This is a genomic window from Streptomyces albofaciens JCM 4342, from assembly GCF_008634025.1.
GTDB classification, from domain to species: Bacteria; Actinomycetota; Actinomycetes; order Streptomycetales; family Streptomycetaceae; genus Streptomyces; species Streptomyces albofaciens.
The window spans coordinates 289266-314223 of record NZ_PDCM01000001.1 but is presented as its reverse complement, the minus strand read 5'-3'; the positions used below and the strand labels follow the sequence as shown (position 1 = coordinate 314223).

The window sequence follows — 24958 nt, the reverse complement described above, 5'->3', positions numbered from 1 at the left end:
CCGGTACGTGCACTGCTCTGTTATGCCGGTATGCGCGCTGCCCTGTTACTCCGGTACGTGCACTGTCGCGTTACGCCGGTAGGTGCGGTGCCCTGTTACGTCGGTACGCGCGCTGCCTTGTTACGCCGGTACGTGCACCGCCTCCACCCGGCTCGTCACCAGGCGTTCCCGCTCCCGCCGGTGCGCCCGCCCGCGCAGCCGCAGGATCTGGGTGACGCCGAGCGCCTGGAGGACGAAGACCGAGACGAACGCGACGCGGTAGTTGTCGCCGGTGGCGTCCAGCAGGACGCCGATCGCCAGCAGCGTCGTCATCGAGGCCGTGAAGCCGCCCATGTTGACGATGCCGGAGGCGGTGCCCTGGCGCTCCGGCGGGTTGGCCGGGCGGGCGAAGTCGAAGCCGATCATCGAAGCGGGACCGCAGGCGCCGAGCACCGTGCACAGCACGATCAGCAGCCATACGGGCGCGTGGTCGGCCGGCCAGGCCAGCGTGGCCGCCCACAGCAGGGCGGTCACGGCGACGGTGCCGAGCGCCAGCGGCGTACGGGCGGCGTGGTGGCGGGCGATGACCTGTCCGTAGACCAGGCCGACGACCATGTTGGACAGGACGACGAGGGTGAGCAGTTCGCCCGCCTCACCGCGCGTCAGGCCCTGGGCCTCGACGAGGAACGGCAGGCCCCACAGCAGCAGGAAGACCATCGCCGGGAACTGGGTGGTGAAGTGCACCCACATGCCCAGCCGGGTGCCCGGCTCGCGCCAGGCGTCGGCTATCTGGCGGCGGACGAACGCGGCGCCGGTGTGTGTGGCGGGCGCCGGGGCGGGCTCGTAACCCTGGGGGTGGTCCTTGAGGAAGGCCAGCACCAGGACGAGTACGACGATGCCGCCCAGCGCGCTGGCCGCGAAGGTCGGGGTCCAGCCGAAGGTGTGCAGCAGCCGGGCGAGGACCAGGGTGGAGACGAGGTTGCCCGCCATCCCGATGAGGGCGGCGATCTGGGCTATCAGCGGGCCGCGCCGGGCCGGGAACCAGCGCGCGCCCAGGCGCAGCACGCTGATGAACGTCATCGCGTCACCGCACCCGAGCAGCGCCCGCGAGCCCAGCGCCATGGCGTAGGACTCGGACAGCGCGAAGCCGAACTGGCCGACGGTGTACAGCACCACGCCCAGGATCAGCACCTTCTTGGTGCCGAGCCGGTCGACCAGCAGGCCGACGGGTATCTGCATGCCCGCGTAGACGAGCAGTTGGAGGATGGAGAAGGTGGAGAGGGCGGAAGCGTTGATGTGGAAACGATCCGCCGCGTCCAGTCCGGCCACGCCGAGGCTCGTACGGTAGGTGATCGCCACGAAGTAGACGGCGACGCCGATGCCCCAGACCGCCATGGCCTTGCGGCCGCCGGGCGGGTCGCCGGGGAGGAGGGCGCCCTGACTCGTGGTGGAGCCGCTCATCGGACGTCTCCCTGGGCCAGGTTCCGCACCCAGCTGACGTGGCGGTGCACGGCGTCCACGGCCGCGTCCGCGTCCCCGGCGCGCAGCGCCCGCAGGATCTCCCCGTGCTCGGCGATGTTCTTCGCGATCCGGTCCGGATTGGCGTGCATCACGGCGACGCCCATCCGCAGCTGCCGGTCGCGCAGCTGCTCGTACAGCCGGTCCAGGATCCGGTTGCCCGCGCTGCGCACGATCGCCGCGTGGAAGCAGCGGTCGGCGACGGAGACGGCGGCGAGGTCGCCGGAGGCGGCCAGCTCCTCCATCTTCGCGAGCTGCTCCTCCAGCTCGGTGATGAGCGCGGGCGGGGCCGGCACGGCCTTGCGGGCCGCGTGCTCCTCGACCAGCAGGCGGGTCTCCACGACGTCCGCGATCTCCTGCGCGGAGACCGGCAGGACCATGGCGCCCTTCTTCGGGTAGAGCTTCATCAGCCCCTCGACCTCAAGGCGCAGCAGCGCTTCCCGTACGGGCGTGCGGGACACGCCTACGGCCTCGGCCAGCTCGCCTTCGGTGAGCAGCATGCCGCCCTCGTAGCGCCGTTCCAGTACGGCTTGCTTGACGTACGCGTAGACGCGCTCGGCGGCGGGCGGGGTTTTCGCGGGGGTGGGAGATTCCGGGACGACTGTGACCGGAGCGGCGGCTGATGGCATGCGCACAGCATAGATACAACACGTATGCGTCGGGCAGGGTGGTCCAGTATTCGGGACGGGCGGGGAGGGGGGACGGGGCCGTCAGGCCCTGGTGGGCGGCAGTCCTGTGTGCCTGTACCGCCCTTCAGCGCCGATGGGCTGACAGCCCTGCGTGCCTTGCCCGCCCCTTCATGTCGGCGGGCCGACAGACCTATGGGCCTGTACCGCCCCTTCATGCCGGCGGACCGACAGACCTACGGGCCTGTACCGCCCCTTCATGTCGGCGGGCCGACAGACCTACGTGCCCGTACCGCCCCTTCGTGGCGGCGGGCCGACAGCCTTGCCCGCCCCTTCAGTGCCGGTGGGCCGACAGTTCCCCGTCGTTCGCCGTCATCCCCCCGTCGTGATCCGACAGCTCATCGCTGCGATCGAGCGCGTACGCCCAGATCAGGTGGCGTACGCGAGGGGCGGTGCCCGGCCGGGTCAGGCCGCGGGCGCGCAGTTCCAGCTCCTGGTCCTTCTTGGTGCCGCGTTCCAGGTGCTGGCGCAGGTGCTCGCGTTCGGAGACGACGGTGAAGGTCTCCAGGAAGACCGTCGGGTCGTCCATGTCCTCGTACAGGCCCCAGATCGTCGCGCCGGTACGCCGCCGCGCCTGCCCGACCGGCCGCATGGCCTGGATGAACGCCTCCGCGTTGGCCCGGTCCACCTGCCATTCCACGATGACCAGCACGGGCCCGAGGTTCCGGCCCGGCGTCTCCATGCTCTCCGGCTCGGGCCAGTGCTGGACGTGCTCCATGTCGATGTGCCCGGCGGGCAGCGGCATCGTCCGCATGCCCGCGACGGTCGCCAGCACCAGCCCGATGCCCGCGATCACGAACGCGCTCTGCACGCCGAACCAGTCGGCCACCAGACCCCAGCCCACGCCGCCCAGCGCCTGCCCGCCCATGAAGACCAGCTGGTAGTAGGCGAGCGCACGGGTGCGTGCCCATACGGGGAGCAGGATCTGCGCCGAGGCGGAGAGAGTGGACAGCACGGCCACCCAGGCCAGGCCCGAGACGATCAGGGCGAGCGCGGCCACGATCGATGAGTTCACCAGGCCGATCACCGCCATGGTCGCCGCGTACAGCACCATGGCGACGGTGACCAGGCCGTTCGTCGTCGTACGGGGCCGTACGGCGGGCAGCGCGAGCGCGCCGGCCACCGCGCCCACGCCGACACAGCCCAGCAGCAGCCCGTATCCCCCGGCACTCATGCCCAGCGGGCCGCGCGCGACCGCCGGGAGCAGCGCCCACAACCCGCCCGCGAACAGCATGAAAAGCCCGGAGCGGCCGAGTACGGCACCGAACTCGGGCGCCCTGCGCACATACCGGGCTCCCGCGCGGATCGCGCCCCGTACGTGCTCCGAGCCCAGCGGCCGGTGGGTGGCGGGCCGTCGCCAGGCGTAGAGCACGACCATGACGCCCAGGAAGGACAGCGCGTTGATCCCGAACGTGGCCGCCGGGCCCGCGGCCGAGATGAGCAGGCCGCCCAGGGCCGGTCCGGCGGCACGCGCGACGTTGCCGTTGGCGCTGTTCAGCAATGCCGCCTGGGGGATCTCCTCCTTGCTGACCAGCTCGGGCTGGATGGCCTGGAAGGAGGAGATGCAGAACGCCTCGCCCACACCCATGAGGGCGGTGAGCAGGAGCAGCAGGGTCGGGGTCACCTGGTCGGCGCCGGTGACGGCGGCCAGCCCGGCCGCCCCGAGGAACATCAGCAGCTGCCCGCCGAGGAGCAGCCGCCGCTGGTCGAGGATGTCACCCAGCGCGCCGGCCGGTACCACCAGCGCGAAGACCGGCAGCGTGGTGGCCGTCTGGACGAGGGCCACCTCCAGCGGTCCGCCGCCGAGGTCGCCCATCAGCCATTGGGCGCCGACCGTCTGCATCCAGGTGCCCATGTTGGCCGCAAGCTGGGCCGTCCACAGCGCCCGGAACATCCGGCGGCGCATGGGCGCCCATGCCGACGGCTCCGCAGGCATCGCCTCCGGGGGGCCCGGGGGGACTCCGCCCGGAGGCGGATCGTCCAGCGTGGGTGGCTGTTTCACGTGAAACGCTCTTCTCGCTGTGGGACCGACCGCAGTGTCCCTGTGCCCGTACCCACAGCGAGCGGCACATGGTCCCTTACCTCCCGAGATTCACCGGTCTGGGAGAGGGGGTGGCGGCTCCGGAGGGAGTTCGCGGACGGCGACTTCCGGTGCCGGCTCGGCGCCACCGCGGGCACCGGCCGTGGCCGCCGGTCCGGCGCGCCCGTCGACGGCCGAGGCGGGCAGCCGGGTACCGACGCTGCGGTACCGGACGGACAGCTCGCCCATCCGCTCGGGATTGAGGCAGTTCTTGCCGTCGATGATCAGCCGCGGCTCGTGGAGCAGGGCGGCCAGCGCCTGCCAGTCGGCCTCGATCGCCTGCGGCCACTCGGTCAGCACGACGACGGCGTGCGCACCCTCGACCGCCTCCGTCAGCCCCTCTGCCGCACGGGCGCCGGGGAACAGCCCGGTGATGGCGTCCGCGTCGGTGCCCGGGTCCCAGACCCGCACCCGCGCGCCCTGGCCGAGCAGCGCCGGGACCACCGTACGGCTGGGTGCCGCGCGCAGGTCGTCGCTCCAGGGCTCGTACCGTACGCCGAGTACCGCTATCTCCGCGTCCGCCAGGCCGTCGGCGGGTCCGTCGCCGAGTTCGGCGCGCAGCATCTGGATGGCCAGGCCGAACTGGGCGTCGTTGACGGCGATGGTGGCGCGCAGCAGCGGTGTCGCCAGGCCCTCGGTGCTCGCCCAGTGGGCCAGTGCGTGGGTGTCCTTGGGCAGGCAGGAGTCGCCGTACCCGAGGCCGGGCTGGAGGAAGGCGTGGCCGATACGGGGGTCGAAGCCGACGCCCAGCATCACGTGGTCGATGTCGATGTCCGGACCGCAGCACATGCCGGCCACCTCGTTCGCGAAGCTGATCTTCGTGGCGAGGAAGGCGTTGCTCGCGTACTTGATCATCTCCGCGCCGGAGGGTGTCGTCTCGACCCAGGGCGCGGACACCTCCGCGTACAGCTCGCGCAGCGCCCGCAGTCCGTTCTCGTGCCAGGTGCCGACCACGATCCGGGCGGGGACGGCCCAGTCCTCCAGCGCACTGCCCTGGTTGAGGAACTCCGGGTTGTACGCGAAGCGTTCGCGCAGCCGCGGGTAGGCCTCGGCGAGCATGGCGCTGGTGCCGGGCGGCACGGTCGACTTGAGCACCACGCAGGGCGCGGGCAGCAGTTGCAGGACCTCGTTCAGTACGGAGGTCACCTGCGTCAGGTCGGCGGAGCCGTCCGGCGCGGGCGGTGTTCCGACGGTGACGAGGACGATGTCGAACGGTGTCCGCCGGTGGGTCTCGGTGACGGAACGGGCGAAGCGGAGCCGGCCGGTGGCCTGTGCGGCCGTCAGCTGCTCCGGCAGCCCGGGTTCGAAGACCGGCGCCCGCCCCGCTTCCAGGACGCGCAGCCGGTCCGGATCCTGTTCGATCCCGGTGACGTGATGCCCTTGGTGGGCCAGGGCGACCGCTCCGGTCAAGCCCACGTATCCCTGTCCTATGACGGCGACTCGCATCCCAAATCAGCCCCTTCGGTCCTGCTGATTTGATGCGCCCCGCCGGTGGATTCCCCCGTGCGACGAGGCAATTGTTCCCAGTGTGCGAGGTGCGGTGCGGGTACGCAGCCGGAGAAGGCCTCCTGTACGGGAGAAGGCGTGCGGTGCGGCCCTGAAAGGCCGCTTAACGGCCCTGAAAGGCCGCTTCACGGCCCTTCCTTCACGGCCTTTCCTCACGCCGAGTAGACACTGTCTACTCGGCCTGGTAGACAGTGTCTATGGACAGGACGAACGCGCCCGGCGCGCCGGAACAGGAAGACGGCGGCCTGCGCGCCCGCCTGGTCACCGTCGGAGCCGAACTCGTGGCGGCCGAAGGGGTACAGGCGCTGACGCTGCGGGAAATCGCGCGCCGCGCGGGCGTCTCGCACGGGGCACCGCGCCGCTATTTCCCGACGCATCTCTCTCTGCTGTCCGCCATCGCCCGGCGGGGATTCGAGGAATTGTCGGAACACTTGGCAGCAGAGGCGGACGCGCAGCCGCAATCGAACCCGCGCGCCCAACTTCTCGGCATGGCCCGCGCCTACCTCGATTTCGCCCGTACGCATCCCGGCATGTATGAGCTGATGTTCCGCCACGATCTGCTGGAGAGCGGCCATCTCGGGCTGCGGGAGACCAGTCTGCCGATGTTCACCACCCTCGTCGACTTGGTCGCCCGGGTACGGTCGCGCTCAGAGGCCGGCACCCGCCCGACCGTCGGCACCTGGCCGACCACCGACACCCGCCCGACCACTGACACCTACCCGTCCGCCGAACCACAGTCCGTCGCGGGCGCGCTTTGGGCGAACCTGCACGGCATCGCCCAGCTGTGGAGCTGGGGCGCGCTCCAGCTGGCGACCGGCGCCGGCGACGTCGAGCCGCTGCTGCGCGCCGCGCTCGACGCCCACCTGGGCCCGGCCCCCCGGTGAACCCGCGCCGCCTCCAGCACCTCACCCTCATCAGCAGCATCACCGGAGCGGTGATCGTCGCCCTGGACGGCACGGTGCTGACCGTCGTACAGCCCACCCTCCAACGCGACCTGGGCGCCTCGTTCGTGCAGGTCCAGTGGGCGGGCACCGGCTATCTGATCGCCGTGGCGGGCCTGCTCGTCCTCGCGGGCCGCCTCGGCGACCGGTACGGCCACCGGCAGGTCTTCGCCACCGGAGTGCTCGGTTTCGCCCTCACCTCGGCGGGCATCGGACTGGCCACCGACATCCACTGGCTGATCGGGCTGCGCGTCGCCCAGGGCGTGTTCGGCGCGCTGCTGCAACCGGCCACGCTGGGCATGCTGCGGGCCGTCTATCCGCCCGACCGGATCGGTACGCCGATCGCCGTGCGGACGAGCGCGATCGGGCTGGCCGCCGCGGCCGGGCCGGTCCTCGGCGGCGCGCTCGCCGCTCAACTGGGCTGGCGAGCGGTCTTCTTCCTCAACGTCGTACCCGCGCTGGCCGCTTGTGGCTTGGCTGTCGCCGTACGGATGCCGAAGCGGACGGAGGCCTCCTCCCTTGCCGTACGGATGCCGAAGCCGACGGGGACAGCTTCTCCGGCCGTACGTCTCGACCTGCCCGGCGCGCTGCTGCTCGCCGTGGCGCTGGGCGGGCTGGTGCACACACTCGTCGGCCTGCCGGAGAGCGGCTGGGCACCGGCCACCGTGCTGGGGCTCGCCGTCGCCGCCGTGGCGGGCGGCGTCTTCGTACGGCACGAGCGGCGCACCCCCGGCCCGCTGATCCCGCCGGACGTGCTGCGCGCACCGGGCGTCACCCCCGCGCTCGGCCTCCTGGTCACGGCGACGGCGGCCATGTTCGGCGCCCTGTTCCTCTGCACGTACTACCTCCAGGACGTACTCGCGCTGGACCCGTTCCGCGCCGGGCTGGAAACCCTGCCGCTCGCCGTGATGATGGTGGTGGGCGCCCCGGTGTCGGCCGCGGTGCAGCGGCGGCTCGGCACGCGCCGTACGACGACGTGCGGGGCGCTGCTGCTCACCGCCGGCGTCCTCCTGTTGTCCCGCCTCGACCAGGATGCGGGCACCGTGGCCATCGGCGGCTGCTTCCTCCTGCTGGGCGCCGGATTCGGGACGGTGATGGTCACCGCGACGGCCGCGATCGTGCGCCAGGCCCCCGCGCACACCGCCGGGGTGGCGGGCGGCCTCCAGCAGACGGCGATGAACGTCGGGCCGGCGGTGGGGGTGGCCGCGGCGACGATGCTGATGACCGCGTTCGCGGGGGCGGGGACGGCGGGGGCAGGCGCGGGAGCCTCGCCCGCCACCTGGTCCTCCGCCTCTGCCCCCACCTCTTCCCCCGCCTCTCCCTCCGCCTCCGCCTCCGTCTTCGCCTTCGTCTCGGCGATGGGCCCCACGCTGTTGATCCTCGCGGGGGTGGCGGCCGTCGGCGTACTCCTGGCGCTTCGACTGCCGGGACGTACGGAAGTGGCCGGGGTATCCGGGCTGCCCGGGGTATCCGGGGCGGCCAGGGTGTCCGAGACGGCCGGGGCGGCCGGGGCGGCCGGGGCGGCCGGGGCGGCCGAGTTGGCCAGGGCGTCCGGGGCGTCCGGGGCGTCCGTCAGGCCGCCGCGCCGCCCGCACCGCCCGCCCCACTCCGCTCCATGAGCCACCCGCGGTACCAGTCGACAGTCGCGCCGATCCCCGCGCGCAGGGGCATCGGCGCCATGCCGAAGCGCTGCTCGAACGCGTCCGAGACCATCGTCTGCCCCTCGGTGTGCTGGTAGAACAGCTCGGCGTACTCCGCCATGAAGACCTCGTCGAACGGCCCCCAGGCGCGCGGTTCCGTCAGCACCTCGGTCTCGAACGGCGTCCCGACGCACTCCCGCACCAGGTCCAGCACCTCACGCACGGTCGGCGCGGGGGCCGTCGGCAGGTGCCAGACCCGCCCGTACTCGTCCGGCTCCTGGCCGAGGCGGGCCAGCCCCCGGGCCACATCCCCGATGTACGTGAAGCTGTGCGGCAGGTCCAGCGTGCCGATGGCCATCACCGTGCCGCCGGTCAGGGCGGGCGGGAAGGTCGTCGCGCCGAGCGTCGAGTTGAGGACGCGCGGCCCGTAGAAGTCGGCGGCGCGGGCCAGCACGACCGGCAGCCGCCCCGCCTCGTGCGCCGTCAGGTACGCCTCGTCCAGCTCCGCCCGCATCCGGCCCTTGCGGGAGGTGGCCCGCCACGGGGAGTTTTCGGTCAGCAGCTCGCCGCCGGACGGACCGTACGGGTACAGGGTGTCCATCACGACCAGGCGCGCGCCCGCCGCGGCCACGGCGTCCACGATCACCTTCTGGAGTGCGGGCATCACCTCGACCTGGAGCTCGTAGGCGACGTTCACGCAGTGGTAGACCACCTCGGCGCCCCGCACGGCCTCCCGCGCGGCGTCCGGGGACCCGAGGTCCGCGGTGACGGCCTCCGCGCCGGGCAGCACGGTGCGGCCCGTGCGGTCGACGGTCCGTACGCGCAGGCCCTGACGCAACAGGACCTGGGCCAGCGTGAGGCCGGCGGGGCCGGTGCCGAGGACGACGTGCAGCGGGCGGGCGGGCTTGGCAGGCATGGCGAAACCTCTTCGTCCAAAGGAACGCGACTCCGGAGCACGGGCGCGCTAACACCACTCAATATAGCTACAAGCTCTAACCAAATCTACAGCCGATACCATCTCCCCTGGAGAACACTCCCTTGGAGAACACCCCGTCCGTGACCGCCGGAGCCGCCCCATGCCGCCGTCCGCCAGCCCCACCCCCGCGCCCAAGCCCGCGTCCACCCCCACGTCCACCCCCGCGCCCGCTCCCGACCCCGCCCAGACGCCACGCCAGCGCTACCGGGCGCAGGTCCAGCAGGAGATCAAGCAGGCCGCGCTGGCGCAGATCGCGGCAGGCGGCATCGAGGCGCTGAGCATCAACGCCATCGCCAAGACCCTCGGCATGTCGGGCCCGGCCCTCTACAAGTACTTCCGCAACCGCGACGACCTGCTCACCGCGCTCATCAGCGACGGCTACGAGGACGCCGCCGAGGCCATCCGTACGGCGGCGCACCGGGTCGCCGCCCGCTCACCCCGCGAGCGCCTGCTCGCCCTGGCCCACGCGTACCGCGACTGGGCCCTCGCCCAGCCCCACCGCTACCGGCTCCTCGCGGGCACGCCCGCCGTGGCGTACGAGGCGCCCGCCCACACAACGGACAGCGCCCGCGCGGTCATTGGGCCGTTCGTGGCCGTCCTGGCCGAGGGCGCGCCGTGGCCGGCGGCGGAACCGCTGTACGGCGAGGTACGCGCCTGGGTGACGGACACCCCCGCGGTCGCCGACTGGGTCGCCGCCTACGCCCCCGAAGCCGCCGACCCGGTCCCCGCCCTCGCCGCTTCCGTACTCGCCTGGACCCGCATGCACGGCATCGTCAGCCTCGAAGTCCAGGGCAACTTCAAGGGCATGGGCCACGACGCGGGCACGCTGCTGGACCTGGAAATGGGTGCGCTGGCCGATGCGGTGGGTCTGGCCGCCGGCACCTGATCCACAAGGGAGGGCCCTGGCGACCGTAGCCGCCAGGGCCCTCCCTCCCGTACGTGGCGCCCCTACCGCGCAGCGCCCTTCTTGCACGCGGGCACCGAGTGCTTGTTCTTCACGTGCAGCGACTCCAGCCGCGTCCGGCAGATGTCGAGCGAGTACGCCGACCCTTCACCGTCCTCCGCGATCGAGCACGCCTTGGCGGCCTCGCCGCCGGTGGGGACGCTGTAGCCCTTCTGCCGCAGGTACTTCTGGCAGTCCGCCGACCACGCCTGCGCCGGACTCGCCACCACGAGCGGCAGCACCCCCGCGGCAACCGCCCCACTCGCGGCCACCGAAATCCGCCGCACCCACTTGCTTCGCATCACACGTTCCTTTCGACACTGAGTCGTGCGGGGCGCGCCTGCCCGGGGAGGGGGTGGGGTATGCCATCACGGACCCGCCGGGTACGGCACTCCGTCGATACGGTTACGGGAGCGATCCAGCAGTGTGAGCACCGCCCCCGAAGGGCCACCCGACCTTTCTTTCCCCGTCCTGTGGCGCTGCTGTGACCGAAGCGGGACCCGGCCTGATTCACACGCGCGACTGCGGCGATCCGGACTGGCGGGACGCGATGGATGAAATCAGCGCGGTGTATGCCGAGGCTCGGCGGGCGGTTTCTGTCACGTGATGAGGGCCGCCGGGCGCGTGCACCCGGCGATTATGGCGGACCGGAAGACCAGCCACTCGCGGTCACCGAAAAGCAAGACGGGACCCGACGCGTCCTTGGAGTCGCGGACAGCCACGACGGCGGGCACGTTGGTTGCCGCCTCGACGCAATCCTGGCCCGGGTTGCCGCCGCTGTAGCTGGACTTTGTGAAGGCGAAGTCGGACACAGAAGCTACATCTCCTTGAGGACGCCGGCGATCAGTGCTGCCGAGTTGTGCTGCGAGGCCGATGCCCTGCACCACCGAGCCATCTTCGACCGCATCACGCGCCTGAGCGCCGAATTGGAGCTGCGGGCCGCCGTTATGCGGCCATGCGGCCCTCGGCGATCAGGCGGTTGACCACCTGCATGTGTGCCGGGGCGCAGCGTTCGCGCGACTCGTGGCGGTCGAACCATGCGTACTCGGCGATTTCGCGGCCGGGGGCGGGGTCTATGTCCTGCGGGCCGCCGGTGAAGCAGGTCATGTGGAGGCGGCGGCCGGCGTTCACGCCGTGCGCGGTGGCGTGGATGGTGAAGGCCTGTCGCAGTTCGCCGGCCGGCACGTGCAGGCCCAGTTCCTCCGCGAGTTCGCGGGACAGGGCCTCGGGGGCGGTCTCGCCCGGTTCGTACTTGCCGCCGGGGAGGTAGAACGTGTCGTTGCCGCGCGTACGGACGCTGAGCAGGCGGCCGTCCCTTACGTGCAGCCAGGAGACGGAGCGGAGGGGCGCCGGGCGGTCCAGGGCGACCAGGATCTCGCCGGTGGACTCGTCCGTACGGCGCGAGCGCTCCGTGAAGCCGAGGTGGGTGTAGAAAGCGCGCGCCGCTTCGTTGCGTTCGAAGGCTTCGAGGGTGAGGGCGCCTCGAAGGGCGGCGGCGTGTTCGAGGAGCTGGGTGCCGATGCCGCGGCCCTGCGCCTCGGGGGCTACGAACAGGCCGCCGACCTCGGAGCCGAGCAGGCCGAGGAGACCGAGGACCTTGCCGTCGCGCTCGTCCTCGGCGACCCAGTTGTCCGCCTGGACGAGGTAGACCTCCCGGAGCAGCCGCGCGCGCTCACCCGTGCCCTCGCCCTCGATGAAGGGGTGGGCCTTACGTACCGCGCGGGACCAGAGGTCGGTGACATCCGGTTCGTCCTCGGGGCGGTAGGGGCGGATGATCGTCGGGCTGCTCATCCGGCCGACGATAAGCAGGCAGGGCAGCGTCGGCAACTCCATTTGGGACGGGAGGGGGCCTCGCCCGTAGCCTCCTCGTGCCCAGACGCATTTGCCGTCGGCCTTTCCCTTCGCGGATCGCCTTTCCCTTCGCGGATCGCCTTTCCCTTCGCGGATCACCGGGTGGTCGATCATGCTGGTGCGGCAGGTCAACCGGAAACCCGGCCGGGAGTGGGACCTACCGGCCGGGGGTGGACTCACCCGCTCCGGCGAGGCCCGGAGAAATGGCGAAGGAGACGCCCCTTATGTGGAAGTGTGAGCACGTTGTCGGCGCCAGCCTGGACGTCGGGGAAGCCGCGGCCCTCTACCGCGCGTCCACCCTCGCCGAGCGCCGCCCGGTGGAGGACGCGGAGCGCTTCACCCGCATGCTGGCCGGCGCCAACCTCGTCGTCACCGCCCGTACCGAGGACGGCCGTCTCATCGGCATCGCCCGCTCGATGACCGACGGGGCCTACGCCACGTACCTCAGCGACCTCGCTGTCGACGCCGAGTTCCAGGGGCAGGGCGTCGGGCGCGACCTCATCCGCGTCACGCGGGAAGCGGCCCCGCAGGCCAAGCTGATCCTGCTCTCGGCACCGGGCGCGGTCGGCTACTACCCGCATATAGGGTTCAACCACCACGATTCCGCCTGGACACTGCCCGGGCTCAGCGCCTGAGGCCCGTCCCCCGCCCCGGGGCCAGCCGGGGAAGTGGCCCGTCGTCGGACCCGCGATCTGTCGGAGGATGTACCCAGGGACCGGCCGGTGTCCGACTTAAGGCTGACGTGAGTCTGTACCTGGCGCGTACGAAATCGGCGTTCTCCCGTGACGTAATGGAAGGGAGGGGCCGGTCAGGCTCCGAACCGTACGCAAGGGGAGACCACCATGCAGTCCAGGACGACCGCCGGCCGACGTGCTCGGACCACCGTCATGGTCGCGCTGCTCGTGGCCGCGCTGTGGGGCGGGATCGCGCTGACGAAGGGCGCGGCCCAGGGCGGCCACAACGCGCCGGACGGGCCCGTGGGGCACCTCGGCCGCGCAGTGGAGATCATCCGGGGCTGAGAGACGCGAACGCCTCATCCGGGGCCGGCGGACACAGCCGCCTCATCCGGGGCTGACCAGACACAGACGCCACCGGGCGGGCCCGGAGACGACCATGCCGGTCGCTCCGGGCCCGCCCGCTTGTCAGGCCGGTACCGCTTACGCCCAGGTGATCAGGCGCTTCGGGTGTTCGAGGATCGCGGCGATGTCCGCGAGGACCTTCGAGCCCAGTTCGCCGTCGACCAGGCGGTGGTCGAAGGACAGCGCCAGCGTCGTGACCTGGCGGGGCTTGACCTTGCCCTTGTGGACCCAGGGCTGGAGCTTGACCGCGCCGAAGGCGAGGATCGCGGACTCCCCGGGGTTGAGGATCGGGGTGCCGGCGTCCACGCCGAAGACACCCACGTTGGTGATCGTGACGGTGCCGCCGGCCATGTCGCCGGGAGCCGTCTTGCCCTCGCGGGCCGTGCTGACCAGCTCACCGAGGGCGGCCGCCAGCTGCGGCAGGGTCTTGGCCCCGGCGTCCTTGATGTTCGGGACGATGAGACCGCGGGGGGTGGCCGCCGCGATGCCCAGGTTCACGTAGTCCTTGCGGACGATCTCCTGGTTCTCCTCGTCCCAGGCCGCGTTGATCTCCGGGTTGCGCTTGATGGCGACCAGCAGGGCCTTGGCGACGAGCAGGAGCGGGTTGACGCGCAGGCCCGCCATGTCGGGGTCCTGCTTCAGCTCCTGGACGAGCTTCATCGTGCGCGTCACGTCGACGGTGATGAACTCCGTGACGTGCGGCGCGGTGAAGGCGCTCTTGACCATCGCCTGGGCGGTGGCCTTGCGTACGCCCTTGATGGGGATACGGGTCTCGCGGGCGCGGACGGCCTCGGAGCCGCCGGTGGCCACGGAAGCGGCCGGGGCCACCTCGGCCGGGGCCTCGGCGGCAGGCGCGGCAGCCGACGCCGCCGCGTGGACGTCCTCGCGGGTGATCACGCCGTCCGGACCGGTCGGGGTGACCGCCGCCAGGTCGATGCCCAGGTCCTTGGCCAGCTTGCGGACGGGGGGCTTCGCCAGCGGCCGCTCCGCGGTGGGAACGGCGGAAGCCGCAGGGGCGGCGGAAGCGGCCGGGGTGGCGGGAGCCGTGGGGGTGGCGGGCGTGGCGGGAGCGGCGGGCGCCGGGGCCGCAGTCCCCGCGTGCCCGTTCAGTTCCGCCTGCACCGCCGCGGCGGCCGGCGCCGCCCCGCCCGGCTGCGCCTTGCGCGCCCGGCGCTTGGTGGACGACGGCGCCGCGCCGTAACCGACGAGGACGGCCTGCCGGCCCTGCGGCTCGGCTTCTTCCTCCGCCTCGGCGGCCGGCGCGGACTCGGCCGCCGGAGCCTCGGCCGGGCCCGCGCCCGGGTCGGTGTCCACCACGATGATCGAGGTGCCCACGTCGACCGTGGTGCCCTCCTCGAAGTGCACCGTGCGCACCACGCCGTCGTACGGGCAGGGCAGTTCCACGGCGGCCTTGGCGGTCTCCACCTCGCAGATGACCTGGCCGTCGGTGACGGTGTCACCGGGCTGGACGTACCACTTGAGGATTTCGGCCTCGGTGAGTCCCTCGCCCACGTCGGGCATCTTGAACTCGCGGAAGCGCTGCTCGGTTGCAGTCATGGTCACTACTCCTCAAGCCCTTCAGTACGCCAGCGCGCGGTCGACCGCGTCGAGCACCCGGTCGAGACCCGGCAGGTATTCGTCCTCCAGCCTGGACGGCGGGTACGGCGCGTGGAAACCGCCGACCCGCAGCACCGGGGCCTCCAGGTGGTAGAAGCACCGCTCCGTGATGCGGGCGGCGATCTCCGAGCCCGTACCGAGGAAGACCGGTGCCTCGTGGACGATCACCAGGCGACGGGTCCGCTCGACCGAGGACTGGATCGCGTCGAAGTCGATGGGCGAGATCGTGCGCAGGTCCAGGACCTCGACCGACTTGCCCTCCTCGGCCGCGACCTTGGCCGCGTCCAGACAGACCTTGACCATCGGGCCGTACGCGGCGAGCGTCAGGTCCGTACCGGGCTGCGCCACCCGCGCCTTGTGCAGCGGGTCGGGGATCGCCTCGGTGTCCAGGCGGCCCTTGTCGTGGTAGCGGCGCTTGGGCTCGAAGTAGATGACCGGGTCGTCGCTCTCGATGGCCTGGCGCATCATCCAGTACGCGTCGGAGGCGTTGGAGGGGGAGACGCACTTCAGGCCCGCGACGTGCGCGAAGAGCGCTTCCGGGGACTCGGAGTGGTGCTCGACCGCGCCGATGCCGCCGCCGTACGGGATACGGATGACGACCGGGACCTTGACCTTGCCGAGGGCGCGGGCGTGCATCTTGGCGAGCTGGGTGACGATCTGGTCGTACGCGGGGAAGACGAAACCGTCGAACTGGATCTCCACGACGGGCCGGTAGCCGCGCAGGGCCATGCCGATGGCGGTGCCGACGATGCCGGACTCGGCGAGCGGGGTGTCGATGACCCGCTCCTCACCGAAGTCCTTCTGGAGGCCGTCGGTGACGCGGAAGACGCCGCCGAGCTTGCCGACGTCCTCGCCCATGACCAGGACCTTGGGGTCGGCCTCCATGGAGGCGCGCAGCGACTCGTTGATCGCCTTGGACAGTGTGATCTTCTCGAAGACGGCCATGGTCAGTTCTCCTCCGCGTCCACGAACGACGCCTGGTACGCGGCGAATTGTGCGCGTTCCTCGTCCACGAGCGCATGCCCGTCGGCGTAGATGTTCTCAAAGATCGCCATGTTGTCGGGGTCCGGCATCGCCCGGACCACCTCACGCACCCGCTTGCCCAGCGCTTCGCTCTCCTCCTCGATGGAGTCGAAGTAGGCCTGGTCGGCGAAGCCCTCGTTCAGCAGGTAAGTGCGCAGCCGCAGGATCGGGTCCTTGGCCTCCCACGCCTCGCGCTCCTCGTCGCGGCGGTAGCGCGTCGGGTCGTCGGAGGTGGTGTGGGCGCCCATCCGGTACGTGAACGCCTCGACCAGCGTCGGACCCTCGCCCGAGCGGGCCCGCTCCAGGGCGGCCTTGGTCACCGCCAGGCAGGCCAGCACGTCGTTGCCGTCGACCCGGACGCCCGGGAAGCCGTAGCCGCGGGCCCGCTGGTAGAGCGGGACGCGGGTCTGCTTCTCGGTCGGCTCGGAGATCGCCCACTGGTTGTTCTGGCAGAAGAACACCACGGGGGCGTTGTAGACCGCGGAGAAGGTGAAGGACTCGGCCACGTCGCCCTGGCTGGACGCGCCGTCGCCGAAGTACGCGATGACCGCCGAGTCGGCGCCGTCCTTCTGGACGCCCATCGCGTAGCCGGTCGCGTGCAGCGTCTGCGAGCCGATGACGATCGTGTACAGGTGGAAGTTGTTGCTGTTGGGGTCCCAGCCGCCGTTGTTCACACCGCGGAACATGCCCAGCAGGTTGGTCGGGTCCACGCCGCGGCACCAGGCGACCCCGTGCTCCCGGTAGGTCGGGAAGACGTAGTCGTCGTCGCGCAGCGCGCGCCCGGAGCCGATCTGAGCGGCCTCCTGGCCCAGCAGCGAGGCCCACAGGCCCAGCTCGCCCTGGCGCTGGAGGGTCGTCGCCTCGGCGTCGAAGCGCCGCGTGAGGACCATGTCCCGGTACAGGCCGCGGAGTTCGTCCGCCGACAGGTCGATCGAGTACTCCGGGTGCTCGACCCGCTCACCCTCCGGGGTCAGCAGCTGTACGAGCTGGTCCTGCTCCGCCTCGGCGGGGGCCGCGGCCGCCGCCTTCTTCTTGGCGGGTGCTGCCTTTTTCGCGGTGGCGCGCTTCCCGCCGCCGCGGGTCGTCTTCCGCGCGGCAGTGCTCTCCACGGTCACGTGCTGCTCCTCCGTCTGTCCGGCCCCCGGGGTCCGCCGGTGGCCGTATTGCGGCTCACCCGGTATCCGATACGGCGCACGGGGTGTGTGCGGCACGACGTGGCCCGGGTGGAACAAGGTGTCCCGGCCACGGCCTGCCGGAAGGCGGGCGGTGTGCCCTATTTCCGGAGCCTAGGCGAAAAGGGAGCTGACCTGCGACTTTGCTTGGGGTTCCAAGTAATTTGCTTGGATTTCCGAGCAAGTGGCCGATCAGTCGGCTATCCCCTGTTCTCAGCGTTGCAGCCCGCCGGGACAACGGCACGTTATATCGGTGACCAGGAGCATTGGAAGAGTTCGTGTGTGAGACTGAGCAGGTGCGCGAAGACGGAAAAATCACGGTATTCCTGCTGGACGACCATGAGGTCGTCCGGCGCGGCGTCCACGAAATGCTCTCCGTTGAGGAGGACATCGAGGTGGTCGGCGAGGCCGGCACCGCCGCAGATGCCCTGGTCAGGATCCCTGCGACCCGCCCCGACGTGGCCGTACTGGACGTCCGGCTGCCGGACGGCAGCGGCGTCGAGGTCTGCCGGGAGATCCGGTCCCAGGACGAGAGCATCAAATGCCTGATGCTCACCTCCTTCGCGGACGACGAGGCCCTGTTCGATGCCATCATGGCGGGTGCGTCGGGGTACGTGCTCAAGGCGATCCGCGGCAACGAGCTGCTGACCGCCGTACGGGACGTGGCGGCCGGCAAGTCGCTGCTGGACCCGGTGGCCACCGCCCGCGTACTGGAGCGCCTGCGGGACGGCGGCAACGCCCGCGGCGACGAGCGGCTGGCGAGCCTGACCGACCAGGAGCGCAAGATCCTGGACCTGATCGGCGAGGGGCTGACCAACCGGGCGATCGGCGAGCGGCTGCACCTCGCGGAGAAGACCATCAAGAACTACGTCTCCAGCCTGCTGTCGAAGCTGGGCATGGAACGGCGCTCGCAGGCGGCGGCGTATGTGGCGCGGATGAAGGCGGAGCGGCACGGATGAAGGCGGAGCGGCACTAGGGGCACGGACCGGAACCGGTAACCGGAGGGCGGAGCCGGAAGCGGGAGGCCGGGAACCGGAAACCGGGGGCTGGAAACCGGGGGCCGGAAGCCGGAGGCCGGACGATGGCCGGGTCGGAAAGCGGAATACGGCCTTCCGCTCCGCCCGCAAACCGGTCCGCCACAAGAAATCCGCCCCCGCCACACCGCTCCGACCATGCAAAACGCTCGGAACTGACAAACTCCCGCCCTATTCAGGACCAACGTCCCGTTTCCGCCGGGGCGGGGGCCTCTACTTTCCCGCGGCCCGGCACGGCAGGGTGTACGCATGCCCACCGACGACTACCGCGCCATCGAGCTGCTGGCCCGCACCCCCTACGGACGGGTGTCGGCCAGCCTGCGGGCCCTGCCCTTCACCGCCGTCACGCGGCACATCGTGGTCGACGGCCGGCTCCTGCTGCGGCTGCACCGCGGCTACGGCTACCACCGCGCCCTGGACGGCAACGTCGTCGCCTACGAGGCCGACAACGCCAACTCCGGCGCCGCCGACACCTGGTCCGTACAGTTCACCGGCACCGCCCGCGCCATCGCGCCGACGCCGGACGAGTTCGAGCAGTTCGGCCGCACCCCCCGGCTGGCCGACGGAGAGCCCTTCGACCCGGTTTTCCTCCGCATAGAACCGGAGTTTGTCAAGGTCCACCACCTCTCCGATGTCCCTGTGTTCCGATACGCCCACTCAGCGTGACGCGGTGATCTAACATCTGGCGCGTGCTGCGCTCATCCGATGTCCGGACGGCGGCCCCTCCCGACGGACACACCCTCGGCTCCCTGCTGCGCCGCTACGGCGCCGGGGAGCCGTTGTCGTGCGTACCGGTCGCCGAGGGGCTGCTCAACCGCGGCTACCGCCTCGCCACCACACACGGCCGCTACTTCCTCAAGCACCACCTCGACGGCGACCAGGCCGCCATCGCCCGCCAGCACCGCGCCACGCGCCGCCTGGGCGCGCTCGGCCTGCCCGTCGCCCCGCCGCTCGCCGACGCGGACGGCCGCACGGTCACGGTCCTCGGCGGCCGCTGCTACGCGCTGCACCCCTGGGTCGAGGGCCGGCACCGCGACGGCGCCGCGCTCACCCGCCACCAGTCGCGCCGCCTGGGCGCCCTGCTGGGGCATGTGCACCTGGCGCTGGAGCAGGTCATAACGCGCGACACGGCGGGGCCCGGTGCCCCGTACGAGCACGCGGGCGCCGACCCCGCGCGCACCTTCGAGATGATCGACGAACTGCTGGCGCTCGCCCGCCGGTCCCGGCCGCGCAGCAGCTTCGACGAACTGGCCGAACACCGGCTGCTGGAGCGCCGCGCCCTGCTGGAACGGGTGGCCCACCGCCGCCCCGGGGCGGACCGGGTCCCGGCCGCCGGCTGGGTGCACGGCGACTTCCATCCCCTCAACCTGCTCTACCGGGACGCCGAACCGGCCGCCATCGTCGACTGGGACCGGCTGGGCGTGCAGCCCCGCGCCGAAGAGGCCGTACGGGCCGCCGCGATCTTCTTCGTCCAGCCCGCGGGCACCCTGGACCTGCCGAAGGTACGGGCCTACGCGGGCGCCTACCGCCGCGCCTCGGGGGCCGGTGCGGGGGAACTGGCCGACGCCGTGCGCCGGGTGTGGTGGGAGCGGCTCAACGACTTCTGGATGCTCGACTGGCGCTACCGGCTGGGTGACCGGCGGGCCGATCCGCAGTTCCCGGCGGCGGCGGCGCTGGCGGTGTGGTGGACGCGGGAGTACGGGGCGGTGCGGGCGGCTTTCACGGAGTGAGGGCGGCGGGAGTCCGTAGCGGTCCGGGACCCGGACCGGTCCGGGGCCCGTAACGGTCCGGGGCCCGTACCAGTCCGGGACTCGTAAACGGTCCACAACCCGTAGCGGTCCACAACCCGTAGCGGTCCACAACCCGTAGCGGTCCGGAATCCGTAACAGTCCGAGACCCCTACCAGCCCTGGGCCCGTACCAGTCCGGGGCCCCTGACGGTTGCTCCGGCCGCCCGTCGGCCCTGGTACGCCGCGACGGGCGGCCGGGGATCCGGCCGCCCGTCGTGGTCAGGCGCTCAGGAGGGGTGCCGCGGGGCGGCGGTGCGGTCAGCTGCCGTCCGAATCGCCGATCGCGCCGGTGCCGGCCGGGCCGCCGCTGCCCGAACCGCTCCCCTGGGTCGTACCGCCGTTGCTCGTGGTGCCGCTCGTCGTGCCGCCCTTGCTGTCGCCGTTGTTACCGCCCTCGGTGCCGGCGTTCGTGCCGCCGTCGGTCGAGCCGCCGGTGGACGACGAATGGGAGGGCGGCGGGGACGTCGGGGGCTTGGACGACGGCGTGGGCTTCGAGGAGGGCGACTGGGACGTGCGCGGCGTGGTCGGCTGGCGCGTCGACGGGCGGTTCCACGTACCCGAGTCGCCGCCGGTGCCGCCGGGCTGCGTGTGCGGGGTCGACGGCTCCTCGGACGGCGTCTCCGAGCTCTGGTCCTCGGTGCTCTGCGAGACCGACGGGCTCTTGGTCGGCTGCGGGTCCTTCTGCTTGCCGTCGCCGCCCGCGCTCTTGATCGCGATGGCCACGCCGACCGCGATGGCGATCACCGCGAGCGCCGCGATCAGCCAGATCTTGCCGCGGCCGCCCTTGGCGGGCCGGGGACCGCCCTCGTAGCCGCCGTCGCCGTCCCGCATGCCGGGCGGCAGGATCGGCTGCGCCGCGGTCTGCCCGTGGTCCGGGTGCGGCAGGGCGGTGGTGGCCGCCATCGAGCCCATCGCCGGGGTGTGCCCGCCGTCGTGCACGGCGACCGGGCCGGTGTTCCACGTACCGCTGTGGCCGCCCTGCTCGTGCAGCATCTGAAGGGCGTACTGGACCAGGCCGCGCATCTCCTCCGCGGTCTGGAAGCGGTCGTCCGGGTCCTTGGCCAGCGAGCGCATGACCAGGCCGTCCAGCTCCGGCGGCACCGAGGAGGAGACCTCCGAGGGCGGCACCGGCATGTCCTGGACGTGCTGGTAGACGACCGACAGGGGGGTCTCGCCGGTGAAGGGCGGGCGCAGCGCCAGCAGTTCGTACAGCAGACAGCCGGTCGCGTACAGGTCGGAGCGGGTGTCCACGGTCTTGCCGAGGGCCTGCTCCGGGGAGAGGTACTGCGGCGTGCCCATGACCATGCCGGTCTGGGTCATCGTCGACTGCGCGCCGTGCAGCGCGCGGGCGATGCCGAAGTCCATCACCTTGACCGCGCCGCCGTGCGTGATGATCACGTTCGCGGGCTTGATGTCGCGGTGCACGATGCCGTGCTGGTGGCTGTAGGCCAGCGCCTCCAGCACCCCGGAGACGATGATCAGCGCCTGGTCCGGCGGCGGCGCGTCCGCGTTCAGCAGCAGGTCGCGGATGGTGCGGCCCTCGACCAGCTCCATGACGATGTACGGCACCGTGTTGCCGCCGACGTAGTCCTCGCCGGAGTCGTACACCGCCACCACCGCGTGGTGGTTCAGCCCCGCGACGGACTGTGCCTCGCGGGTGAAGCGGGCCTTGGAGACCGGGTCCTCCGCGAGGTCGGCCCGCAGCAGCTTGACGGCGACGGTGCGGCCGAGGCGCACGTCCTCGGCGGCGAACACCTCCGCCATGCCGCCACGTCCGAGCCGGCGCGTGAGCCGGTAGCGTCCGTCGCCCACCAAACCGCCATTGCCCCACATCTCCGGCGCATCGGGGAGATTCGCATCGGGAGAGTGGGAGCCGGTGGCATCAGGATCGGACGGGCCCTGTGGGCTCTGCGTCGGTGCCATCGGTCCTCGCCGTCGTATCAATCCGCATCACAGCGGTAAGGTCTCGGTCTTCGCTAGAGCACGCTACAGGCTCCGCGGCATACACCGGTCCCGTGATGGACCGGTCATCACACCTTCTGCGGGCCCATTGTCGCAAGTTAACCCGCGGTAATCACGGGCCGATCGGCGGTCCGAACGGTTCAGGACCGTAATGGGATCTTGCGCATCTGGTCACGGAACGGGCACACGGCTTGACGTGTACCGGCCCTGGGGCAGACTGGGCTCCGGTTCAACCACCGATCTCGAACAACCCATACTGATCTCGGCACGTCCACAGGCGCACGAGCCGCAGCCCACGACGTTGAGTAACGTCTGTACGTACACGTCATCACGTCAGAAGCGCTGCACGGACGGGCACAGCAGCAAAGAGCCACGAGGCGCGGCGCGCCGCAACACGTGCGCGGGAACAGCGCGCCAAGGGGGAAGCGGAACCATGAGCCAGGACGGCGCTCAGGGCCGGTACGAGGGCCGTTCGGTGGGCGGTGGACGCTACCAGCTCCGCGATCTTCTGGGCGCCGGCGGCATGGCGTCCGTGCACCTCGCGTACGACAGCGTGCTGGACCGCGAGGTCGCGATCAAGACCCTGCACACCGAGCTGGGCCGCGAGCAGGCCTTCCGCGAGCGCTTCCGGCGCGAGGCCCAGTCCGTGGCCAAACTCACGCACACCAACATCGTCTCGGTGTTCGACTCCGGCGAGGACGAGCTCGACGGCGGCATGGTGCCGTACATCGTCATGGAGTACGTGGCGGGTCAGCCACTCCGCTCCGACCTGGACCGGGACATCGCCCAGCACGGCGCGATGCCCACCGAGAAGGCGCTGAAGATCACCGCCGATGTGCTGGCCGCCCTGGAGGTCAGCCACGAAATGGGGCTGGTCCACCGGGACATCAAGCCCGGCAACGTCATGCTGAACAAGCGCGGCGTGGTCAAGGTCATGGACTTCGGCATCGCCCGCGCCATGCAGTCCGGCGTCACCTCGATGACGCAGACCGGCATGGTCGTCGGCACCCCGCAGTACCTCTCCCCCGAGCAGGCGCTGGGCCGCGGCGTGGACGCCCGCTCGGACCTGTACTCGGTCGGCATCATGCTCTTCGAGCTGCTGACCGGGCAGCTGCCCTTCGACGCGGACTCGCCGCTGGCCATCGCGTACGCGCACGTCCAGGAGGAGCCGCCGGTCCCCTCCAGCATCAACCGGTCGCTGCCGCCCGCCGTGGACGCGCTGGTCGCCCGCGCGCTGAAGAAGAACCCCAACGAGCGGTTCCCCACCGCCGAGGCGATGCGCGACGAGTGCCTGCGCGTCGCCGGGTCGGGCCAGCCCGGCGCGACGCCGCTCATCATCAGCGAGGGCCCGCGCGCCCGTAACAGCGGCTCCTCGGTGTCCTCCGCGGTCTTCCCGGCCGCCTCCGCGAACGCCGCGGGCCCGCACACCCCGGCGCCGCCGAGCGTGCAGACGCCTTACCAGCCGACGCAGGCCGCGCCCCAGGCGGGCCCGCCGATGGGCCCGGGCCCGGCGGCGAACGGCGGACCCGGCTTCGGCCCCTCCGCGCCGTCCACGCCGCCGCCGGTGAACGCCTTCCAGCCGCCGGGGCCCATCCCCTCCCAGGGCCCGGGCCCGGCCCCGTTCAACAACAGCTTCCAGACCCCGCCCCCGTACGCGGGCCCCTCCACGCCCGCACCCGCGCCCGCGCCGGTCGGTCCCGGCCCCGGCCCCGGCGGCAACCGCTCCGGCAAGAGCAACACCCCGGTGATCGTGGTCTCCGCCGTCGTCGGCGTGGTCGTGGTCACCGCGATCGCCATCGGCATCGGCCTGAGCAGCGGCGGCGACAGCCCGAACCCGCGCCCCACCGGCGCGTACAGCTACTCGCCGTCCCCCTCCGACTCGGTCCGGCCCGAGGACCCGACGGCCACGATCTCGACCACGCGCTGCACCGACCCGGTCAAGAGCTACAGCCAGAAGGGCAAGATCTTCCTGCCGTCCTTCTACGGCAAGAACCTGGACTCGGTGAAGAAGTGCATGGAGGCGGCCGGCTGGTCGTACGACATCTCCGAGCGCAACAACTCCCTGTACGGCAAGAACACCGTCATCGGCCAGTCGCCGATCTCGATGTGGGACCCGTCGTCCGGCGAGAAGATTCACCTGACCGTGTCGACGGGGCGCAGGTCGTAGGACCACGGGGCGCAGGTCGTAGGACCGGCGGCAGGTCGTGGGACCGGCGAAGGCGGATCTTGGGACCGGCGGCGGCAGGCCTTGGGACCGGCGGTGGCAGGTCTTAGAACCGGCGGCAGTCGGCCGTGGTTGACCGTCCGGACCGATGGGAAGGGCCCGGCGCGCGGGGTGCGCGGCGGGCCCTTTTCCGTTGGGCGGGACCGGTGAAGGGTTTGCGGGCCGTTGACGGGTTCGCGGGGCTGTTGCGGGCCTTGCCTTGCAGGACTTGCGGGGCCGTTGCGGGCCTTGCCTTGCAGGGTTTGCGGGGCCGTTAAAGGTTTTAAAGATACGGGCCGGAGCGGGCGCCGCCCTGGCTCTGCTGGGCCTGCTCCAGGTCCTCGGACGGCACCGCACCGGGCGGCAGCGCGCGGCGCATCTGCTCCAACTGGGCGCGGGCCGCCATCTGCTGGGCGAACAGCGCCGTCTGGATACCGTGGAAGAGGCCTTCCAGCCAGCCGACCAACTGGGCCTGCGCGATGCGCAGTTCCGCGTCCGTGGGCACCGAGTCGTCGGTGAACGGCAGCGACAGCCGCTCCAGCTCCTCGACCAGCTCGGGCGCCAGGCCGTCCTCCAGCTCCTTGACCGAGCTGGAGTGGATCTCCTTCAGACGCACCCGGCTCGCCTCGTCCAGCGGAGCGGCCTTCACCTCTTCGAGGAGCTGCTTGATCATGCTGCCGATGCGCATGACCTTCGCGGGCTGTTCGACCATGTCCGTCACGGGAACCTCGCGGGACTCGTCGTCGCCGTCCCCGCCACCGGAGCCGGCGCTGCCGAGAGCCATCCCGTCCGGGCCGACAACCAGGACGTGCGGGCTCTCCTGCGACCGTTCGTTCATCGGCATATCCATGCCGCCATTCTCTCGTACAGCTGACTAGGAACGGTTGTGCCCTGGGAGAAAGATGATCCAACCTCCGGAGGGGGATGAGCTTTGGGGTGAACTCGGGGTGTGCCCGGGG

Annotated in this window: 22 protein-coding genes; 9 read left to right on the top strand and 13 right to left on the bottom strand. The window is 71.6% G+C overall.

The annotated features are described in order from the left end of the window. Positions 1-120 precede the first annotated feature (120 nt). The 4 genes from CP973_RS01550 to CP973_RS01535 form a co-directional block, all read right to left on the bottom strand. Positions 121-1440, bottom strand: a complete 1320-nt coding sequence (locus CP973_RS01550; protein ID WP_150236885.1) for an MFS transporter — start codon at positions 1438-1440, stop codon at positions 121-123. Next, the gene (locus tag CP973_RS01545; protein WP_150236883.1) at positions 1437-2126 is read right to left on the bottom strand and encodes a GntR family transcriptional regulator; all 690 of its coding nucleotides are present in this window, start codon (positions 2124-2126) and stop codon (positions 1437-1439) included. Before CP973_RS01545 ends, CP973_RS01550 begins: the two co-directional genes overlap by 4 nt. Positions 2127-2457: 331 nt before the next feature. Then, on the bottom strand, positions 2458-4119 hold the full coding sequence (locus CP973_RS01540; RefSeq protein WP_244409230.1) for an MFS transporter: 1662 nt from the start codon (positions 4117-4119) through the stop codon (positions 2458-2460). 156 nt (positions 4120-4275) lie between these two features. After that, entirely contained in the window at positions 4276-5709 is a 1434-nt protein-coding gene (locus CP973_RS01535; RefSeq protein ID WP_150236881.1) for a UDP-glucose dehydrogenase family protein, read from the bottom strand. Positions 5710-5966: 257 nt separating this feature from the next. On the opposite strand from CP973_RS01535, the gene CP973_RS01530 reads away from it, so the two are divergent. Both CP973_RS01530 and CP973_RS01525 read left to right on the top strand, forming a co-directional pair. Then, complete coding sequence (locus CP973_RS01530; protein ID WP_150236879.1) at positions 5967-6653, top strand: TetR/AcrR family transcriptional regulator; 687 nt, start codon at positions 5967-5969, stop codon at positions 6651-6653. Continuing rightward, positions 6650-8329 (top strand): MFS transporter, encoded by a 1680-nt coding sequence (locus CP973_RS01525; protein ID WP_150236877.1) that lies wholly within the window; start codon positions 6650-6652, stop codon positions 8327-8329. Before CP973_RS01530 ends, CP973_RS01525 begins: the two co-directional genes overlap by 4 nt. On the opposite strand, the gene CP973_RS01520 is transcribed toward CP973_RS01525, so the two are convergent. Beyond that, positions 8283-9266: an NAD-dependent epimerase/dehydratase family protein gene (locus CP973_RS01520; RefSeq protein ID WP_150236876.1), complete on the bottom strand. Its 984-nt coding sequence runs from the start codon at positions 9264-9266 to the stop codon at positions 8283-8285. The two genes, CP973_RS01525 and CP973_RS01520, sit on opposite strands and share 47 nt — an antisense overlap. Positions 9267-9426: 160 nt before the next feature. Between CP973_RS01520 and CP973_RS01515 the strand changes: the two genes are divergently transcribed. Next, the gene (locus tag CP973_RS01515) at positions 9427-10212 is read left to right on the top strand and encodes a TetR/AcrR family transcriptional regulator (RefSeq protein WP_150236874.1); all 786 of its coding nucleotides are present in this window, start codon (positions 9427-9429) and stop codon (positions 10210-10212) included. A gap of 62 nt (positions 10213-10274) precedes the next feature. On the opposite strand, the gene CP973_RS01510 is transcribed toward CP973_RS01515, so the two are convergent. The 3 genes from CP973_RS01510 to CP973_RS01500 form a co-directional block, all read right to left on the bottom strand. Further along, on the bottom strand, positions 10275-10571 hold the full coding sequence (locus CP973_RS01510; RefSeq protein WP_150236872.1) for a hypothetical protein: 297 nt from the start codon (positions 10569-10571) through the stop codon (positions 10275-10277). Positions 10572-10868: 297 nt separating this feature from the next. Further along, positions 10869-11081, bottom strand: a complete 213-nt coding sequence (locus CP973_RS01505) for a DUF397 domain-containing protein (protein ID WP_150236870.1) — start codon at positions 11079-11081, stop codon at positions 10869-10871. A 133-nt stretch (positions 11082-11214) separates the two neighbouring features. Continuing rightward, positions 11215-12060, bottom strand: a complete 846-nt coding sequence (locus CP973_RS01500; RefSeq protein WP_150236868.1) for a GNAT family N-acetyltransferase — start codon at positions 12058-12060, stop codon at positions 11215-11217. A 284-nt stretch (positions 12061-12344) separates the two neighbouring features. Here CP973_RS01500 and CP973_RS01495 point away from each other — a divergent pair, with 284 nt between their 5' ends. Both CP973_RS01495 and CP973_RS39810 read left to right on the top strand, forming a co-directional pair. Then, the gene (locus CP973_RS01495; RefSeq protein ID WP_208853116.1) at positions 12345-12755 is read left to right on the top strand and encodes a GNAT family N-acetyltransferase; all 411 of its coding nucleotides are present in this window, start codon (positions 12345-12347) and stop codon (positions 12753-12755) included. A gap of 207 nt (positions 12756-12962) precedes the next feature. After that, positions 12963-13139, top strand: a complete 177-nt coding sequence (locus CP973_RS39810; protein WP_167538255.1) for a hypothetical protein — start codon at positions 12963-12965, stop codon at positions 13137-13139. Between the two features lie 138 nt (positions 13140-13277). Here the strand turns inward: CP973_RS39810 and CP973_RS01490 are convergent, their stop codons facing one another. From CP973_RS01490 to pdhA, 3 genes are read right to left on the bottom strand one after another with little or no spacing between them, the layout of a single operon-like run. Further along, positions 13278-14756 carry a dihydrolipoamide acetyltransferase family protein gene (locus CP973_RS01490; RefSeq protein WP_150236864.1) on the bottom strand — a complete coding sequence of 493 codons (1479 nt, stop codon included), beginning with the start codon at positions 14754-14756 and terminating at the stop codon, positions 13278-13280. Between the two features lie 21 nt (positions 14757-14777). Continuing rightward, entirely contained in the window at positions 14778-15761 is a 984-nt protein-coding gene (locus CP973_RS01485; RefSeq protein WP_150236862.1) for an alpha-ketoacid dehydrogenase subunit beta, read from the bottom strand. 2 nt (positions 15762-15763) lie between these two features. Further along, a complete protein-coding gene (gene pdhA / locus CP973_RS01480; RefSeq protein ID WP_150236860.1) occupies positions 15764-16954 on the bottom strand; it encodes a pyruvate dehydrogenase (acetyl-transferring) E1 component subunit alpha in 1191 nt (396 codons plus the stop codon). A 353-nt stretch (positions 16955-17307) separates the two neighbouring features. Here pdhA and CP973_RS01475 point away from each other — a divergent pair, with 353 nt between their 5' ends. The 3 genes from CP973_RS01475 (at position 17308) to CP973_RS01465 (ending at position 19775) form a co-directional block, all read left to right on the top strand. Then, positions 17308-17970 carry a response regulator gene (locus CP973_RS01475; protein ID WP_150242979.1) on the top strand — a complete coding sequence of 221 codons (663 nt, stop codon included), beginning with the start codon at positions 17308-17310 and terminating at the stop codon, positions 17968-17970. A gap of 324 nt (positions 17971-18294) precedes the next feature. After that, complete coding sequence (locus CP973_RS01470; RefSeq protein ID WP_150236858.1) at positions 18295-18711, top strand: pyridoxamine 5'-phosphate oxidase family protein; 417 nt, start codon at positions 18295-18297, stop codon at positions 18709-18711. Between the two features lie 23 nt (positions 18712-18734). Continuing rightward, positions 18735-19775 (top strand): phosphotransferase, encoded by a 1041-nt coding sequence (locus CP973_RS01465; protein ID WP_150236856.1) that lies wholly within the window; start codon positions 18735-18737, stop codon positions 19773-19775. 317 nt (positions 19776-20092) lie between these two features. On the opposite strand, the gene CP973_RS01460 is transcribed toward CP973_RS01465, so the two are convergent. Further along, positions 20093-21757 carry a protein kinase domain-containing protein gene (locus CP973_RS01460; protein WP_150236853.1) on the bottom strand — a complete coding sequence of 555 codons (1665 nt, stop codon included), beginning with the start codon at positions 21755-21757 and terminating at the stop codon, positions 20093-20095. Positions 21758-22229: 472 nt separating this feature from the next. On the opposite strand from CP973_RS01460, the gene CP973_RS01455 reads away from it, so the two are divergent. Then, entirely contained in the window at positions 22230-23963 is a 1734-nt protein-coding gene (locus CP973_RS01455) for a Stk1 family PASTA domain-containing Ser/Thr kinase (protein ID WP_150236852.1), read from the top strand. A 319-nt stretch (positions 23964-24282) separates the two neighbouring features. On the opposite strand, the gene CP973_RS01450 is transcribed toward CP973_RS01455, so the two are convergent. Continuing rightward, positions 24283-24849 (bottom strand): bacterial proteasome activator family protein, encoded by a 567-nt coding sequence (locus tag CP973_RS01450; protein WP_030374491.1) that lies wholly within the window; start codon positions 24847-24849, stop codon positions 24283-24285. Positions 24850-24958 lie beyond the last annotated feature (109 nt).